The sequence below is a fragment of the Streptomyces sp. RLA123 genome (assembly GCF_056270165.1).
This window is the reverse complement of sequence record NZ_JBWDOR010000003.1, coordinates 7,267,864-7,283,083: the sequence shown is the minus strand read 5'-3', so window position 1 is coordinate 7,283,083 and position 15,220 is coordinate 7,267,864. Positions and strand designations below refer to the sequence as shown.

Below are 15,220 nucleotides of genomic sequence, written 5' to 3'. Positions count from 1 at the left end.
AAGGTGACCCCCATGACCCTCATCCGCGGCGGCGTCGTGGAAGAGCCCCGTCCGCTGTCCCCGGCCGGCCCGGACCCGTTGTGGAGCCATCCCCTGGTCGGCCGGCTGACCCGCCTCGGGCAGCGCCTGCGCCGCGCGGACCGGGCCAGGCCGTGGGCGCTGGACGCGGTCGTCGCGGGCCTGGTCTTCCTGCTGTTCGGAGTGGCGGACCTGGTGCACGCGGGCGACGCCCCGCCCGGACTCGCCGCCGCGTTCACGCCCGTGCCGGTCCCGCTGGTCCTCGGGCTGCAGGCGGGACTCGTACTGCCCCTGCTGTGGCGGCGCCGCACCCCGTCCGCGGCGTTCGGCGTCGTCGCCGCGGTCTTCGTGCTGGAGTGGTCGCTGGGGGTGTGGCTGCGCGCCGGCATCGCCCTGCTGGTCGCCCTGTACAGCCTGACGCTGCACGGGCGGCTGCGGCACCTGCCCTGGGCCTGTGCGGTGACGGCGGGAGCACTCGTGCTCGTCGCGGCACGGGTCGCCGCCGTCGTCTCCGTCGGCGACGTGCTGTTCTTCCTGTGCAGTTCCGCGACGGCGGCCGTTGCCCTCGGCCTCGCCGTCCGCGTCCGGCGGGCCCAGCTCGACGTCCTGCGGGACCGCGCCACCCGCCTGGAGATCGAGCGCGACCAGCGCACCCGGCTGGCCGCCGCGACCGAACGGGCCCGGGTGGCGCGCGAGATGCACGACATCGTCGGCCACAACCTGTCCGTCATGATCACCCTTGCCGACGGGGGCGCGTACGCCGCCGACCGCACCCCCGAACGCGGCAAGGAGGCGTTGCAGCTGATCGGCGAGACCGGACGGCAGGCACTGGGCGAACTGCGGCGCATGATCGGCGTGCTGCGCGACCACACCCTGGCACCCGAGCTCAGCCCGCAGCCCGGCATCGCGGACGTCGACGGCCTGTGCGCCCGCATCCGCGCCGCCGGCCCCGAGGTCCGCTACCGCACCACCGGCGCGGTGGACTCCCTCGACCGGGGCATCCAGCTGACGGTCTACCGCATCGCGCAGGAGGCGCTGACCAACGCCATCAAGCACGCCGGGCCCGGCACCCGGATCGACCTCGCGCTCGCCGTCGAGGCGACCGCCCTGCACCTCCGCGTCCAGGACAGCGGGCCGTCCGAAGCCCCGGCCGGGCCACGCCCGGTGCCCGGGGAGGGACACGGCCTGGCGGGCATGACCGAGCGCGCCGCGCTGTACGGCGGCACCGTGAGCGCGGGCCCCGGGCCCGGTCCGGGATGGACCGTGCACGCCGCCTTGGACCTCACCCCGGCGCCGGGCCCGGACGGAGCCGCCCCGTGACCACGGTGCTCGTCGTCGACGACCAGCCGTTGCAGCGGTACGGATTCCGGATGCTGCTGGAGAGTTCGCCGGACACCGTCGTCGCGGGGGAGGCCGGCCACGGGGCGGAGGCCGTGCGCCTGACCGCCGAACTCCGCCCCGACGTGGTCCTCATGGACGTGCGGATGCCCGGCATGGACGGCATCGAGGCGACCCGCCGCATCGTCGCCACCGGCGGCCGCTCCCGGATCCTCGTCCTGACCACCTTCGACCTGGACGAGTACGCGCACACCGCGCTGCGCGCCGGCGCCAGCGGCTTCCTGCTCAAGGACGCGCGCCCCGAGGAACTGCTCTCGGGCGTCCGCGCCATCGCCCGCGGCGACGCCGTCATCGCCCCGGCGCTGACCCGGCGTCTGCTGGACGCGTACGCCCGGCATCTGCCCGTGGCCCCCGACGGCCGCGCCATGCGCGCCCACCCCCGGCTCGGCGCGCTCACCGAACGGGAGCACGAGATCCTGGTCGCCGTCGGCCGGGGGTGGACCAACGGCGAGATCGCGGAGCGGCTGGTGCTGTCCGAGTCGACGGTCAAGACCCATGTCGGCCGGGTCATGGGGAAGATCGGTGCCCGCGACCGCATCCAGGCCGTCATCCTCGCCTACGACCTCGGACTCACCCACCCCAAGCCCGGGGAGTGACGGGCCGCGAGCGCCATGTGTGCTCCTCCGGCGCCGGGCCGGCCGGACCGCCGCGGGTCGCACGGCGAACGGCACCACGGGCCGCCGGGCCGGTACCGTACCGACTGGACGGTACACAGCCTGGCGGTCCACCGAAGACCCGACCGACCCGACCGAGGAGCCCCGCATGCCGCGTGCGAAAGCCAACGGGATGGAGATCGAGTACGACACCTTCGGCAGCCCGGGGCATCCCGCCCTGCTGCTCGTCATGGGTCTCGGCGCGCAGATGACCGCATGGCGCCCGGAGTTCTGCACCGCCCTGGCGGAGCGCGGCTTCTTCGTCGTCCGCTTCGACAACCGCGACAGCGGCCTGTCGAGCGGGCTCGACGGACACGCCGTGCCCGACATCGGCACGGTCCTTCGCGGCGACACCTCCGGGGTGCCGTATCTGCTGGCCGACATGGCGCAGGACACCGCCGACCTGCTCGGCGCCCTCGGCATCCCCGCCGCACACGTCGTCGGGGCGTCGATGGGCGGCATGATCGCCCAGCAGCTGGTGATCGACCACCCCGGGCGTGTGCTGTCGCTGTGCTCGATCATGTCCACCACGGGGGACCGGTCCGTGGGCCGCGCCTCGGAGCGGGCCCGCGCCGTCATGCCCGGCCCGGGCGCCGCGTCCCTGGACCGCGAAGGGGTCATCGCCGCCGGCGTCCGGCGCTCCGAGGTGATCGGCTCCCCCGGTTACCCCGTCGCGGAGGGCACGCTCCGCGAACGCGTCACCGCCGCCCATGACCGCGCGCACCGTCCCGAGGGCTACACCCGCCAGTACGCCGCCATCCTGGCCTCCCCCGACCGCACGGCGGCGCTCCGCTCGGTCGCCGTCCCCACCCTGGTCGTCCACGGCGAGGACGACTGCCTGGTCGACCGCAGCGGGGGTGAGGCGACGGCCGCCGCCGTCCCCCGCAGCGAGCTCCTCCTCGTCCCCGGCATGGGCCACGACCTGCCCGAGGCGGTCTGGCCGTCGGTCACCGCCGCGATCGCGCGCAACGCCGCCCGAACGGTGTGACGGCGCGGCAGCCCGGGGGATGCCGCAAGGGGGTCCGGCAGTACCCCTTTGCCGCCCGGGCGGCCGGGAGGCGCGGCGTAGCGTGGGGTCCATGGACGACCAGGCGGACCCCCGCGGGGGCGGACTCGGCGAGTTCCTGCGCTCCCGGCGGGCGAAGATCTCCCCCGAGCAGGCGGGACTGACGCCGGCACCGACGTCACGGCGGGTGCCGGGACTGCGCCGCGAGGAGGTCGCCCAGCTGGCGGGGGTCAGCGTCGACTACTACGTACGGCTGGAGCGCGGCCGTGCCGTCAACGTCTCCGAGAGCGTGCTCGACGCGATCGCCCGCGCGCTGCACCTGACCAGCGACGAGCGCGGCCACCTGTTCAGCATCGCCAAGCCGGTGCGGAGCCGTCCGCGTCCCGTACCCGCGCAGCGGGTGCGCCCGGGGCTGTACCGGATCCTCGACACGCTGACGGAGGTCCCCGCCCTGGTCGTGGGGCGCCGCACCGACGTGCTCGCCACCAACCGGCTGGCCCGTGCCCTCTACACCGACTTCGACGCGCTGCCGCAGCGCGAGCGCAACATGGCGCGGTTCATCTTCCTGCACGACGAGGCACGGACGCTGTACGAGGACTGGGAGGGCGTCGCCCGCACCACCGTCGCCGCCCTCCACCTCTACGCGGGCGAGCACCCCCACGACGCCCGCCTCACCGAACTCGTCGGTGAACTCTCCTTGCGGGACCGGGACTTCCGTACCTGGTGGGCCGCCCACGACGTGGAGCGCCGCACCTTCGGCAGGAAGCTGTTCCATCACCCGGTGGTGGGCGACCTCACCCTCGACTACGAGGCGCTGGCGGTCACCGGGGACGCGGAACAGGTCCTCGGTATCTACACCGCCGAGCCCGGTTCCCCCTCCGAGCAGGCGCTCGCCCTCCTCGCCTCCTGGAGCGGCGACCCCGCCCCGCGGCCCCGCTTCACGGGTTCCTGAGCGCGGCTCCCCGCACGCGCGCGCCGGGGGCCGGAGCGCGCCCCCGTCTCATAGGGTCGGCACCGACGGCGGAAGCCGAGGTCCCGTACCGGCAGGGGGCGAGGGGACGATGCCGCAGCACCGCGACAACGAGAGCGACGACGAGAGCGCCGACGAGGTGGCCGCCCGCCACGGGCTGGAGCCGCTGCCGTTCGAGGGCGGCCGGTTCCGCCGTACGTGGGCCGGGCCGCCGGACGGAACGGGCCGCCCGGCGGGCTCCGCGATCCTGTTCCTGCTCAGCGCCGACGGGGACGGCTCCTCCGCGCCGCACCGGCTGCCCGCCGACGAGGTGTGGCACTTCTACCGGGGCGACCCGGCCGAACTCCTGCTGCTCGAACCGGACGGCCACTCGCACGTTCTGCTGCTCGGCGACGACGCCGACCGCAGGGTGCAGTGGACGGTGCCGGCCGGTACGTGGATGGCGGCACGGGTCGCGCCCGGCGGACGCTGGTCGCTGTGCGGGACGACCATGGCGCCCGGCTTCGTCGCCGCGGACTTCGAGGGCGGCGACCCCGACGCGTTGGCCGCCCGTTATCCGGCGCATGCGGCGCTGATCCGCTCCCTGAGCCGTCCGCAGAGCGCGGCAACCGACGGCACGCACAGGGAGCGGAAATGACGGGCACCCCCGGCTTCGGCCTCACCGGACAGGTCGCGCTCGTCACCGGGGCCGGCGGCGGCATCGGGACGGGGGTCGCCCGGAGCCTCGCGGACGCGGGGGCGGCGGTCGTACTCCACGCCCGCCGCGGGACCGACGCCGTCGAGGAACTCGCCGCCGGGATCGCCGCCGCGGGCGGCAGCGCCCACGCCCTGAGCGCGGACCTGACGCGGCCGGACGAATCCCGCGACCTCGTCGGGGCCGCGGCCGCGTGGGGCGGGCGACTCGACACGGTCGTCCACTGCGCGGGCGTCCAGCCGGTGCGGGAACTCGCCGGGATGGACGACGCGGCCTGGCGCGAGGTGATCGACGCGAACCTCCACGCGGCCTTCGGGGTGGTGCAGGCCGCCGCCGTGCACATGTCCCGGCAGGGCGGCGGTTCGATCACCGCCATCGCCTCCGTCGAGGGCAGCCGTCCCGCCCACGGGCATGCCCACTACAGCGCCGCCAAGGCCGCGCTGATCATGTTCGCCCGGGCGGCCGCCGGCGAGTACGGACCCGCGGGCATCCGCGTCAACACCGTCTCCCCCGGCCTGGTCGACCGTCCGGGCCTGGCCGGCGACTGGCCCGACGGGGTGCGCCGCTGGACCGCGGCCGCGCCCCTGAACCGCCTCGGCAGCCCGGCGGACATCGGCGCCGCCTGCGTCTTCCTCGCCTCCCCCGCCGCCTCCTGGATCACCGGCCACGACCTCGTGGTCGACGGCGGGGTCAGCACGCGCCCCGGATGGTGACCGGCCGGCGTGGGGCCGGGCCGCCCAGGACCACCGGTCCTGGGCGGCCCGTCATCAGGCCGTGGCGGCCGGGACCGGCTTCGAGGCGGGCGCCGCGGGTGTCGTGGGTTTCGCCGGGGTCGCGGGGGACGCCGACGGCTCGTCGCGGTAGAAGATGTCGATGTCGACCTCCTCGCCGCCGACGATCAGCGTGTCCCAGGGTCCGCTGTCGATCAGGGTGCGCAGGGTCTCGCTCCTGAGCGTCTCCAGGTGCGCCCGCAGGGTCTCGTCGTCGGGCATGCCCGGGATGCGGGGCGCGAGGCGGTCGCGGATCGCGCGGAGCTGCTCCATGAGGCCGTCGATGTCCGACTCGCGGTCCGGTTCCCCGTCCAGGGCCGCGGACTCGGCGATGCTCTGGGCGATGACCTCCTTGATGGCACGGCTGACGCCGTTCTCATCCGTGGTGATCATGGCGTTCCACGCGCGGCTCTTGTGCCGGTACTGGAGCATCGACATGGCCGCCTCGTGCCGGACGAAGTCGGCGTCGCGCAGCGGCCGCCCGCGCCATGTGCCACTGAGCGTACGGGCGAGTGAAATGGCCGAGCCCAGGCCGCTGTTGAGGCCGCGCCCGGGCCAGAAGTGGATGGCGTTGGCGGCGTCGCCGAGCAGGAAGCCGTAGGTGCCCGGGGTGGAGGAGGTGCCCGGGTAGAGGCGGGCGGTGAAGCGGGGGCGCTGCACCATGTCCAGCCGGAAGGCGGTGACCGCGCTCAGGTCGTCCTCGGGGACGCCGAAGAGCGCGAGTCCCTCCTTGACCCGCTTCCACAGGGCCGAGCCCCGGATGAGCGCGGGCAGGAAGAGGGTGCTGTGGGTGGAGCAGTGGAAGTCGCCGTGCTCGTCGCGTCCCATCACGCAGGGGCGGGAGGCGATGCACTCCTCGAAGACCTGCCGGACGGGGTCGATGCCGACGACCTCCTTGGCCTCGGCGTCGGTGAGGCGCATGTTGAGGAAGCCCTCGCCGCGCAGCGCGTTGAGCAGGAAACGATTCTGCGCGACGGTCAGCAGCACGGTCATCGGGTCGGAGAGGCCGGACTTGACGCGCAGTCCGAGAACGACGTCCTGGATGTGCTCGCCGGCCAGGGAATAGATCGACTTGTCGGCGGTGCCGAACTTCTCGGTGAAGTACTCGCGGGTGCGGGAGCGGCCGCCCTCGCAGATGGCCAGCACGTGGTCCTTGGCGACCGTCCCGTGGTGCTCGACCGCGTCGAAACGCGCGGGCACCAGGCGGATGCGCTCCCGCTTCTCGTTGGCGAGGGCGAGCAGGGTGTCCTCGATGTAGGCGATGCGTATGTTGCGGGGGCTGAAGCCGCGGATGGAGTCGGGGCCGGCCGGCCACATCTCGGTGTACGAGCCCTCGGTGAACAGCCGGGCCTGGACCTCCTCGGGGAGGTTCAGGTACTGGCGGCTCTGCACGGTGACGACCTGCTGCCGGCGGACGTTGCCCTGCGCCTCGCTCTTCCACACGACCCGGTCGCCGTCCTGCGTCCAGCGGCCGTCGTAGACGGTGACGGAGACCCGGCGCCCCATCAGGTGCTCGATCAGCAGGGCGAACGACAGGCCCACCGGACCGCCGCCCGCCACCGTGACGTTCAGCACCGGACCTGGCTCCTCGGGCTCGGCCGGCGCCATCAGCGACTGCAGGAGGGAGAGATCGAGGATCGTCTCCATCGGGTCGGCCGCCTCGAAGCAGAAGGTCTCCTCACCGATGGCGATGAGGTCGCCGGGCTGCAGTACGTGTGAGGTCACGCGTTCCCCGTTGACCCGCGTCCCGTTGCTGCTGCCCCGGTCGTACAGGACGAACCCGTGGTTCTCGCGACGCACCTCCGCGTGGAACCGCGAGGCGCTCACACTGGCGATCACCACCGTGTTCTCGCCCTTGCGGCCGAAGGTGAGGGGCTTCTCGCCGATGCCGAACCTCTCCCCGGCCAGAGAGCCTTGACGCCCAACAATCTCAGGAGGCATAGGTCACTCATTTCCACGTCAAAGTACCGATGAGAACAACGCGAACACCGGCCGCCCTACCGCTGCGCGTCGCATCACGCCACAAGCCGGCCACCCCTCGTCCACTGCGTCCACGTGCGCAGGCCACCGATCGGTTCACCGGCTCCCGTGCCCCCGGACCCGCCCTGATCATCCCGTACCGCGGAAGTCCTGCCCACCTCCGCGGCACCGCCACCCGTCAGCCCTGGGCGCCAGTTTCCTCCGAAGTGGCGCCAAATCGACTTATCAAAGTCCCAGTTGTCCGAAAGTCGACAAGGGTGGTGCCCGGAACCCGTCGTCCGGCCTCCGCCAAGTGGCGTGTGGTACGGGCGGCATGGATACGCCGGAGGACGTCCGGACTCCCGGGGATCCGGTGGGGCGTCGTCACACCGGAGGCGGTGCCACGGTCACGTGGCGAAGGCGGAAGAGCCGCACCGACGACCGGGGGGGTGGGTAGTCGTCGGTGCGGCTCTGGGGAGCGTCTGCCCCGGCTCCGGCGTTCCACTCCGGCGTTCTGCTCCGACGTTCGCCACGACGTTCCAGTCCGGGATCCCGCCGGTAGGCCCGCGCCTCAGCGGGCGGCGGCGGCGTCCAGCAGCGGGGCGAGTTCGGCGGCGACCGTGGTGAGGGCGCGTACGTCCTGTTCGGCGCGGGCGATCACCAGGGCCCCCTCGATGGCACTGATCATCAAGGTGGCCAGCGGTTCCGCCCGCTCCGCCGGCACCCCCAGGTCGCGCAGGGCCGCGGCGACCGGTCCCGCCCAGGTCGCGAAGGCGGCGGCGGCCGCACGCACAGAGTCGCCGGCGCCGGCGCAGTCGACCGTGGCGGCGGCGACCGGGGGCGCCGTACCGACGGCGGTACGGCGCCCCCGGTCACGAACCGGCCGCCCGTATCACCGGCCCCGAGGGGCGTCGGCCCCCAGCAGGAGGCACTGCCCGCCGCCCGGAGTGACTGGCCCGGCTCGGCCTCCCGGTCCTGGACCGGGAGCACGTACCGAACCGGGCGCACGCGCGAAAGGGGCGGGGTGGGGACGGCCGCGGCCGTCCCCACCCCGCCCCCCGTCGCGGGATCAGGCCGTGGCCACCGCGAACACGTGGATGACGCCGCCGTCGGTCGCGCCCGGCAGGGTCACGCTCGCCAGCCGCTTGCCCGCCTGCAAGGAGATCGGCGCCGTGGCGAAGACGTCGGTACCCACCCGGTCCACCCCGCTGCCCGACTTGTCGCGGTACGGGGTGTGGAGCGCCACGACGTTGCCGAAGGACGGCTGCTGGGTGCCGCCGCCCAGCGTCCAGTCGCTGAACCCGATCGAGGCCTCCTGGGTCGTGCCGTCGGTGTACGTGAGCGTCACCGTGCCCGTCGTCGTGCCATTGATGGCGCTGCCCAGCAGGCTCAGCTTTGTCGCGTCCGGGGAGCCGGCCGACAGGTCGAGGACCTGCGGCGCGCCACCGCCCACCACCTCGATGTTGTCCGGGTCACCCGGGTTCACCGCGGGCCACGTGAAGTCGAAGCCACCCGCGGAGACCGTGCCACCGGGCTTCGCACCCGCTTCGGCGAGGGCCTTCGCCGAGTAACTCCACCCCTGGGCGTCGAAGTTGGCCTGCGGGTTGGCGTCGTCAGCCGAGATGCCGGTGTTGTTGAGGTTCCACATGACGCTGTCCCGCGCGGCGACGGTCACCGCAAGCGACGTGCTCGGCACTGGCGTGCCGGACGCCGAGGTCAGCGTCACCGGCACGGTGTAGAAGCCGGGCCGGGTGCCGGCCGCGGCCGTGACGGTGAACTTCTCACTGCCCGAACTCCCGCCGGGCACCTTGAAGTCACCCTCGGACGGCGTCACGGTGATGCCCTGAGGCGGTGTCGCCTTCCAGTGCACGGTGGTGGCCGTGTCCTCGATCGTCTGCACCTTGACCTGGGAAGCGGTCCCCGTGCTTCCCGGCTCGACCTTCACCGAACTGGGCGCGGTCCCGGTGAAGAACGGCACCCCGCCCTCGCGGAAGGACGGCGGGGCGTCGGCGGGAGCACTGCCCCAGGACTTGTCCGGTGTGCTGCCCAGGGTGTAGTCCAGGGTGCCGCCGTGCGTGACGAAGGATGCGGGCACCCACGGCTTGTCGGACTTCTTGCCGTCGGTCCGCAGACCCCGTATGTACCGGTTCTCCGCCGAGGCGCCCGGTGCGTTGACCGTGATCTTCTTGCCGTGTCCGGTACGGATCACCGCGCGCGGGAACAGCGGCGCGGAGAGCACCAGGTCGGCCCGGCTGGGCACCTGCGGGTACATGCCGAGCGCGGAGAAGACGTACCAGGACGACATCGTGCCCGCGTCGTCGTTACCGGGAATGCCGCCGGGCTGGTCGCTCCACAGCTGGTCCAGCACCGCGCGAACGGTTTCCTGGGTCTTCCAGGGCGCCCCCAAGTAGTCGTACACGTAGGGGGCGTTGATGTCGGGCTCGTTGGTGGCGTCGAAGCGCGTGCGGTCCTGCGCCGAGAAGTCGAAAGCGCCGTCCGGTGTACGGAAGAACGCGTCCAGCCGCTTCACCGCGGCCTCGTTGCCGCCCATCGCGCGGGCGAGGCCCGCCACGTCCGAGTAGACCATCCAGGTGTACTGGGCGCTGGTGCCCTCGACGAAGCCGCTCTCGGTGCTCGGGGAGAACGAACCGCCGACCCAGGTCCCGTCCGCCTTCCTGTCCCGCATGTAGCCGCCCTGCGGGGTCGCGTTCGCGTCGAAGACGTACCTCCAGGCGCCCGAACGCTCCAGGAACTTCTTCTGGTCGGCGCGGTCGCCGATGGCTCCGGCCAGTTCCGACAGCCCGTGGTCGGCCGCCGCGTCCTCCAGTGTCTCGGCCGCGCCGCCCCAGCAGTGGCAGCCGTCCGCCGGTACGTAACCGAGCTTCAGGTACTTGTCGAGCGCCGGGCGCTGCCCGACACACTCCACGTTGCAGCCCGCGCTGTCCGAGTCGTTCGCCGTCGGCACGGTCGCCGCGGTGATCAGGGAGCGCAGCGCGCCCTTGACGTCGAAGTCACGTCCTCCGAAGGCGTAAATCCCGGCGAGCGCGGCGGCGGACGGGTCGCCGGACATCACACTGGTCTTGCCGTTCTCCAGCAGCCAGCGGTCCCACTCGCCGTCGCGCTGGCCCGCGTAGTTGAAGAGGGACTGGGCGTAGTCGCTGCCCGCCTTCGGGTTGAGCAGGGTCATCAACTGCACCTGTGCGCGGTACTGGTCCCAGCCCGAGAAGGTGCCGTACTGCGCCTTCTGGCCCTTCGCCAGCTTGTGCGGCTTGCGGTCCGCGCCGAGGTACCGCCCGTCGACGTCGCTGGTCAGCGTCGGTTCCAGCATCGAGTGGTACAGCGCGGTGTAGAAGGTGGTGCGCTGGGCGTCGGAGCCGCCGCTCACCTTCACCTTGTCCAGCTCGTGCCGCCACGCGGACTCCGCCTGCGACCGCACCGAGGCGAACGTCTTGCGGGGCGGGTTCTCGGCCTTGAGGTTGGCTTCCGCGTTGGCCGCGCTGACGTACGAGATCGCCACCTTGGCCTGGACCTGCGTCGTGCCCTGAGCGAACGTCACGTACGCGCCCGAGCCCTTGCCCGCCGCCTGGATGCCGTTCGTGCCGTAACCGGTGCCACCGGAGGCCGAGGTCGATCCCGGGTTCAGAGCGGTGTCGGTCCAGGTGCCGACCTTCGCGAACGGCTGGTCGAAGTGTGCGGTGAAGTAAAGGGTGTAGAGGTCGTGGGCGTTGTTCGTGTTCATCGGGCCGCAGAAGTTGCCGGCAGTGACCGAGCCGGTCACGGTCCGCGCCGCCTTGTCCACCCGCACGGTCGCGTCGCCGCTGCCCGTCTCGGAGTTGGACGTACGGAACAGCATGCTCGCGGGCTTGTCGGCGGGGAAGCCGAAGCGTCCCGAGCCGGTACGAGGGGTCGTGGTCAGTTCCGCGGACGCGCCACTGGCCAGACCCACCTTGTAATAGCCCGCCTCCGCCGTCTCGTCCGCGTGGGAGAACGAGCTGGCGTACTTGGCGTCGGTGGCGTCGGCCGAGGGGGAGGAGTCGACGTCGCCGACGTACGGCATCACGGGGATGTCGCCGTTGGCCCCGTAACAGCCGACACCGTTGAGGTGGGTGAGGCTGAAACCGCGGATCTTCGTCGCGCCGTACTCGTACCCGCCGGGAGCGGGGGTCGGGATCTGGCCCCGGGTGTTCTGGGGACTCCAGGCGAGCATGCCGAAGGGCTGCACGGCGCCGGGGTACGTGTTGCCCGCGTGGGTCGAGCCGATCAGCGGGTCGACGTACGCCGCGGTGTCCCGCACCTGGTCCCGGGCCGAGGTGGCCGTCGCGGCCGTCGCGGGGACGGCGGCGGCGAGGGAGAGGACGGTACCGAGTGCCGCCACGAGGGCGACCGCCGCGCCGCGAGGGGTCCGGCGCCGCGGGGAGCGCGGCGTCGGCCGGAGCCGCCCCGCGCGAGATCGACCTGACGGTGTGTCTGACATCGTTGTCTGCCCTTCATTTAGTCCTGACAACGCCTCGTCAGACAACGTTGTCAGGGTGCGGACAGGATGGTCCTCCGGTTGATCGCCAGGTGTCAAGGGTGCGCGTGCGGCGAGATGCACCCGGCGCCGCACGGAAGGCGGGACGCCCTCAGCGGGCGACGGCGGCGTCCAGCAGCGGGGCGAGTTCGGCGGCGACGGTCGTGAGGGCGCGTACGTCCTGTTCGGCGCGGGCGATCACCAGGGCCCCCTCGATGGCACTGGGTCCCGCCGGCCCGGCACCGGTCACCGCCGCCTTCTTCTCCTTCACCCCGGGCATGGTGGCCCGCGCCCTGCCGGGCGTGTGGCAACTGGCTTCGCTGGAAGCGGCGTTGGCGGCCCGCGCGCGGGGCGCCGGCGCCGCGCTGCGCCGGCTGATCGCCGGGCACGAGGCGGTGGCCGAGGAGGCGGCGGACCTGCTGCGGCCGGTCACCGGCGCACTCGACATGGCCGGCCGGGTCCTGGCCGCCGCCAACGCGGCACTGCCGTTGCCTGCCGACCCGATCGACGAGCTCTGGCACCACGCGACCCTGATCCGCGAACACCGCGGTGACGGCCATGTCGCCGCCCTGGTGGCGGCGGCCTTCGACGGCTGCGAAGCCCTGGTCCTGCGCTCCGGCATCGACCTGCCGCGCGGCGAACTCCAGCCCCACCGCGGCTGGACCGACGACCAGTGGACCGCCGCCCGCACCCGCCTCACCGCCCGCGGCCTGCTCGACACCGACGGCTCGGCCACCGACGCCGGCCGGGCCGCCCACCGTTTCCTCGAAACCGCCACCGACCTGGCCGCCGCCCGCCCCTGGTCCGCACTCCCCCCGGCCGCCCTCGACCGTCGCCTGGCCGTCCTCTCCGCCCCGGCCCACGCCTGTGCCGCGGCGCTCCCCTACCCCAACCCCACGGGCGCACCAGCACCTTGAGCCCGCAGGAAGACGCGGCCGGGCCGGCGGCGTCCCCGACTCAGGGACGCCCTGGGACGAGAACACGCGCGGCCTCTGGAGGGGCGGCCACTTCCTGGACCGACGGGCACGGCACCGTTCACCCGGTGGTCGTGAACGGCGAGTTCGACGTGCTTGTCGACCTGGTCGAGCTCCCCGGGCACGGGCCCCGCGACCCGCGTGTCGAGCATGTGGTCGCCGAACTCCCGGACGCACCCCTCACGGCCGGGCAGATCGCCACAGTCACGCGGCTCGCCCGGACGGCCGCCACGGCCGTGGGGGACGGCCGCACCACCCTGGTCCGGTGCCGCGCCGGGTACAACCGCTCGGACTGGTCGTGGCGCACACGCTCGTCGAGGTCGGCCACGACGCGGCCTCGGCGATCGCCCTCGTAAGGCGGCGCCGCTTGCTCCCGTGCGGCCGCCAGGATCCGTTCGGAGAGTTCCGGGTCGGCGGCCGCCACGGCCCGCGACAGGATCACGGCGCCGACCATGGTCGACGGGGTCGCAAAGTCGGGGCCGGCTCGGCCGTCTCCCCTTCGTCGCCCACGGCATCCTGACCCTGGAGTTCACCGAGGTCAGCCCCTTGTGACGAGCGCCGCCCCGGGACCGGCACGGGAGGGGCGGGACCGCCGCAATTCGGTCCCGCCCCGCCCATCCGCCGTCCGGGGGCCGGCCCGGACGGTCAGTGGGAGGCGCCGGTGCGCTCCTCGATGCGGCGCAGCGCCTGCTTGAGGTACCCGGCGAAGCGCGGGTAGTTCTCGCTCATCGGGAAGTGCCCGATCTCCTTCATCTCGATGAACTCCGCCCCGCGGATGCGCTGCGCGGTGCGGGCGCCGTCCTCGGGCGTGGTGAGATAGTCGTACTCGCCGGTCATCATGATCACCGGGCAGCGTTCGCCGTCGATCTCCCCCAGCCGGCCGCGCAGGTCGTGGTCGACGGAGTAGAAGTACAGGTCGCCCTTGAACGCCTCCGCGCCCTGGCTGTAGTAGAACCAGGTCGCCCACCGGTCCTTGTCGGGCGACTGAGGGGCCATCAGGTCCCATACGCCGCTGGCGCACACCTGGGCGGCGTTGGCGTGCGGGTGCTGCCACCAGTCGAGGTAGAAGCCCGGCGAGTAGTCCGCCCCCTCGACCGGGATGACGGCCTTGAAGCGGTCGGGGTGGCGCAGGGCCAGTTGCAGCGCGACGTTGCCCCCGAAGGAGGAACCCATGAAGATCGGATCCTCCAGGCCGAGCGCGTCGCAGAAGGCGGTGATGAAGGCCACGTAGTGGTCGGCGGAGAGTTTGTACTCCTCCTTCCACCACTCCTTGTTCAGCGGCGGGTCGGTCTTGCCGTGCCGGGCGAGGTCGTAGGCGATCACGCGGTGGTTCGCGGTGATCTCCTCGTCCTCCAGGAGACCCATCCACTGGTGGTTGTGGCATCCGGCGGTGTGCTGGCAGACCAGCGGCTGGCCTTGACCGCTCTCCAGGTAGAACACCTTGTACTGGACGTCCTCCACGTCGATCGTGACGTAATGGCCGGTCACCGGCGAGATGCGGGACGGAGTGCTCATCGGGGGTCCTCTCGGCAGGTGGCGGGTCAGCCCAGCGGCCCGGTGACGCGGAGCAGTTCGAGCTGCCGGGTCAGGCAGCGCAGGTTCTGCATCAGGACCAGCAGGTCGCCCTCGAGGCGCATGTCCCGCTGGAAGGTCGCCGCCCAGATGCCGTGGTACATGGGCTTCGGCACCGGCTTGCAGAACTCCCCCCAGGTCCCGGTGCTCGCCCTGATGGCGAAGTCGTACGCCGTCAGGGGTTCGGGGTCCGTGACCAGTTCCTCCACCCGGCCGCGGTGCATGCGCACCAGGAAACTGTGCCGCTCCATGTCGAGCAGGTAGGTGCAGGAGAAGTAGCCGCCGTGGGCCTGTACCTCGGCGTCGCCGTCGCTCAGCCGGCGGAACTCCGCCACCGGGTCGCTCTCCGTCGCTGTCGTCATCAGTCCGCTCCTTGGTCGCACCGCGTCGCTTCCCGCCCAGCCAATACCGCCCGCGGGGACATCGGCCGCGACCACGCCGCACCGTCCTCCCGAGCCCACCCGGCGGGGCGAACCAGGACGGCCCGGCGGTCGGGGCCGTGCCGGTCCAGGGGGTGGCCGGTCACCGTGGGTGAGCTGTGCCGGTCCATCCGCGTCGCCTCCGCAGGAAGGGAAAGTGCGTCCCAGCTTTCTCCGTCGCCGGGCCGCGGGGCTCACCGAAAGCGAGAATTCCGCGGCCGGCACCCTGTGGAATACGCAAAGGCGCAGGCCACAGCACGTGAACAAGGCCGTGGGC

13 protein-coding genes and 1 pseudogene are annotated in these 15,220 nt (G+C 72.9%); 8 read left to right on the top strand and 6 right to left on the bottom strand.

The genetic code is table 11. From position 1 onward, the window contains the following. Window positions 1–12: 12 nt before the first annotated feature. The 6 genes from RV983_RS33555 to RV983_RS33530 all read left to right on the top strand — a co-directional run bounded on the left by RV983_RS33555 (window position 13) and on the right by RV983_RS33530 (window position 5,452). The gene (locus tag RV983_RS33555) at window positions 13–1,338 is read left to right on the top strand and encodes a sensor histidine kinase (protein ID WP_475989469.1); all 1,326 of its coding nucleotides are present in this window, start codon (window positions 13–15) and stop codon (window positions 1,336–1,338) included. Then, window positions 1,335–2,012: a response regulator gene (locus RV983_RS33550; RefSeq protein ID WP_475989468.1), complete on the top strand. Its 678-nt coding sequence runs from the start codon at window positions 1,335–1,337 to the stop codon at window positions 2,010–2,012. Before RV983_RS33555 ends, RV983_RS33550 begins: the two co-directional genes overlap by 4 nt. A gap of 166 nt (window positions 2,013–2,178) precedes the next feature. Next, window positions 2,179–3,057: an alpha/beta fold hydrolase gene (locus RV983_RS33545; RefSeq protein ID WP_475989467.1), complete on the top strand. Its 879-nt coding sequence runs from the start codon at window positions 2,179–2,181 to the stop codon at window positions 3,055–3,057. 91 nt (window positions 3,058–3,148) lie between these two features. Further along, window positions 3,149–4,027: a helix-turn-helix domain-containing protein gene (locus RV983_RS33540; RefSeq protein ID WP_475989466.1), complete on the top strand. Its 879-nt coding sequence runs from the start codon at window positions 3,149–3,151 to the stop codon at window positions 4,025–4,027. A gap of 109 nt (window positions 4,028–4,136) precedes the next feature. Next, window positions 4,137–4,682 carry a cupin domain-containing protein gene (locus RV983_RS33535; RefSeq protein ID WP_475989465.1) on the top strand — a complete coding sequence of 182 codons (546 nt, stop codon included), beginning with the start codon at window positions 4,137–4,139 and terminating at the stop codon, window positions 4,680–4,682. Then, window positions 4,679–5,452, top strand: a complete 774-nt coding sequence (locus RV983_RS33530; protein ID WP_475989464.1) for an SDR family NAD(P)-dependent oxidoreductase — start codon at window positions 4,679–4,681, stop codon at window positions 5,450–5,452. The genes RV983_RS33535 and RV983_RS33530 overlap by 4 nt, the downstream gene beginning before the upstream one ends. A gap of 54 nt (window positions 5,453–5,506) precedes the next feature. Here RV983_RS33530 and RV983_RS33525 read toward each other — a convergent pair whose 3' ends face one another. The 4 genes and pseudogenes from RV983_RS33525 to RV983_RS33510 form a co-directional block, all read right to left on the bottom strand. Continuing rightward, entirely contained in the window at window positions 5,507–7,450 is a 1,944-nt protein-coding gene (locus tag RV983_RS33525) for an FHA domain-containing protein (RefSeq protein WP_475989463.1), read from the bottom strand. A gap of 589 nt (window positions 7,451–8,039) precedes the next feature. Continuing rightward, window positions 8,040–8,306: pseudogene (locus tag RV983_RS33520) on the bottom strand (LmrA/YxaF family transcription factor); the annotation flags it as partial. Between the two features lie 231 nt (window positions 8,307–8,537). Beyond that, window positions 8,538–11,843 (bottom strand): GH92 family glycosyl hydrolase, encoded by a 3,306-nt coding sequence (locus tag RV983_RS33515; RefSeq protein WP_475989462.1) that lies wholly within the window; start codon window positions 11,841–11,843, stop codon window positions 8,538–8,540. A gap of 247 nt (window positions 11,844–12,090) precedes the next feature. After that, entirely contained in the window at window positions 12,091–12,249 is a 159-nt protein-coding gene (locus RV983_RS33510) for a hypothetical protein (RefSeq protein ID WP_475989461.1), read from the bottom strand. Window positions 12,250–12,256: 7 nt separating this feature from the next. On the opposite strand from RV983_RS33510, the gene RV983_RS33505 reads away from it, so the two are divergent. Together RV983_RS33505 and RV983_RS33500 are read left to right on the top strand one after the other, a co-directional pair. Then, window positions 12,257–12,895, top strand: coding sequence for an SCO6745 family protein (locus RV983_RS33505; RefSeq protein WP_475989460.1), 639 nt, complete (start codon window positions 12,257–12,259; stop codon window positions 12,893–12,895). A gap of 125 nt (window positions 12,896–13,020) precedes the next feature. Then, on the top strand, window positions 13,021–13,308 hold the full coding sequence (locus tag RV983_RS33500) for a hypothetical protein (RefSeq protein ID WP_475989459.1): 288 nt from the start codon (window positions 13,021–13,023) through the stop codon (window positions 13,306–13,308). 289 nt (window positions 13,309–13,597) lie between these two features. Here the strand turns inward: RV983_RS33500 and RV983_RS33495 are convergent, their stop codons facing one another. Then, window positions 13,598–14,467 (bottom strand): alpha/beta fold hydrolase, encoded by an 870-nt coding sequence (locus RV983_RS33495; protein WP_475989458.1) that lies wholly within the window; start codon window positions 14,465–14,467, stop codon window positions 13,598–13,600. 26 nt (window positions 14,468–14,493) lie between these two features. Continuing rightward, window positions 14,494–14,886 carry a hypothetical protein gene (locus RV983_RS33490; RefSeq protein WP_475989457.1) on the bottom strand — a complete coding sequence of 131 codons (393 nt, stop codon included), beginning with the start codon at window positions 14,884–14,886 and terminating at the stop codon, window positions 14,494–14,496. Window positions 14,887–15,220 lie beyond the last annotated feature (334 nt).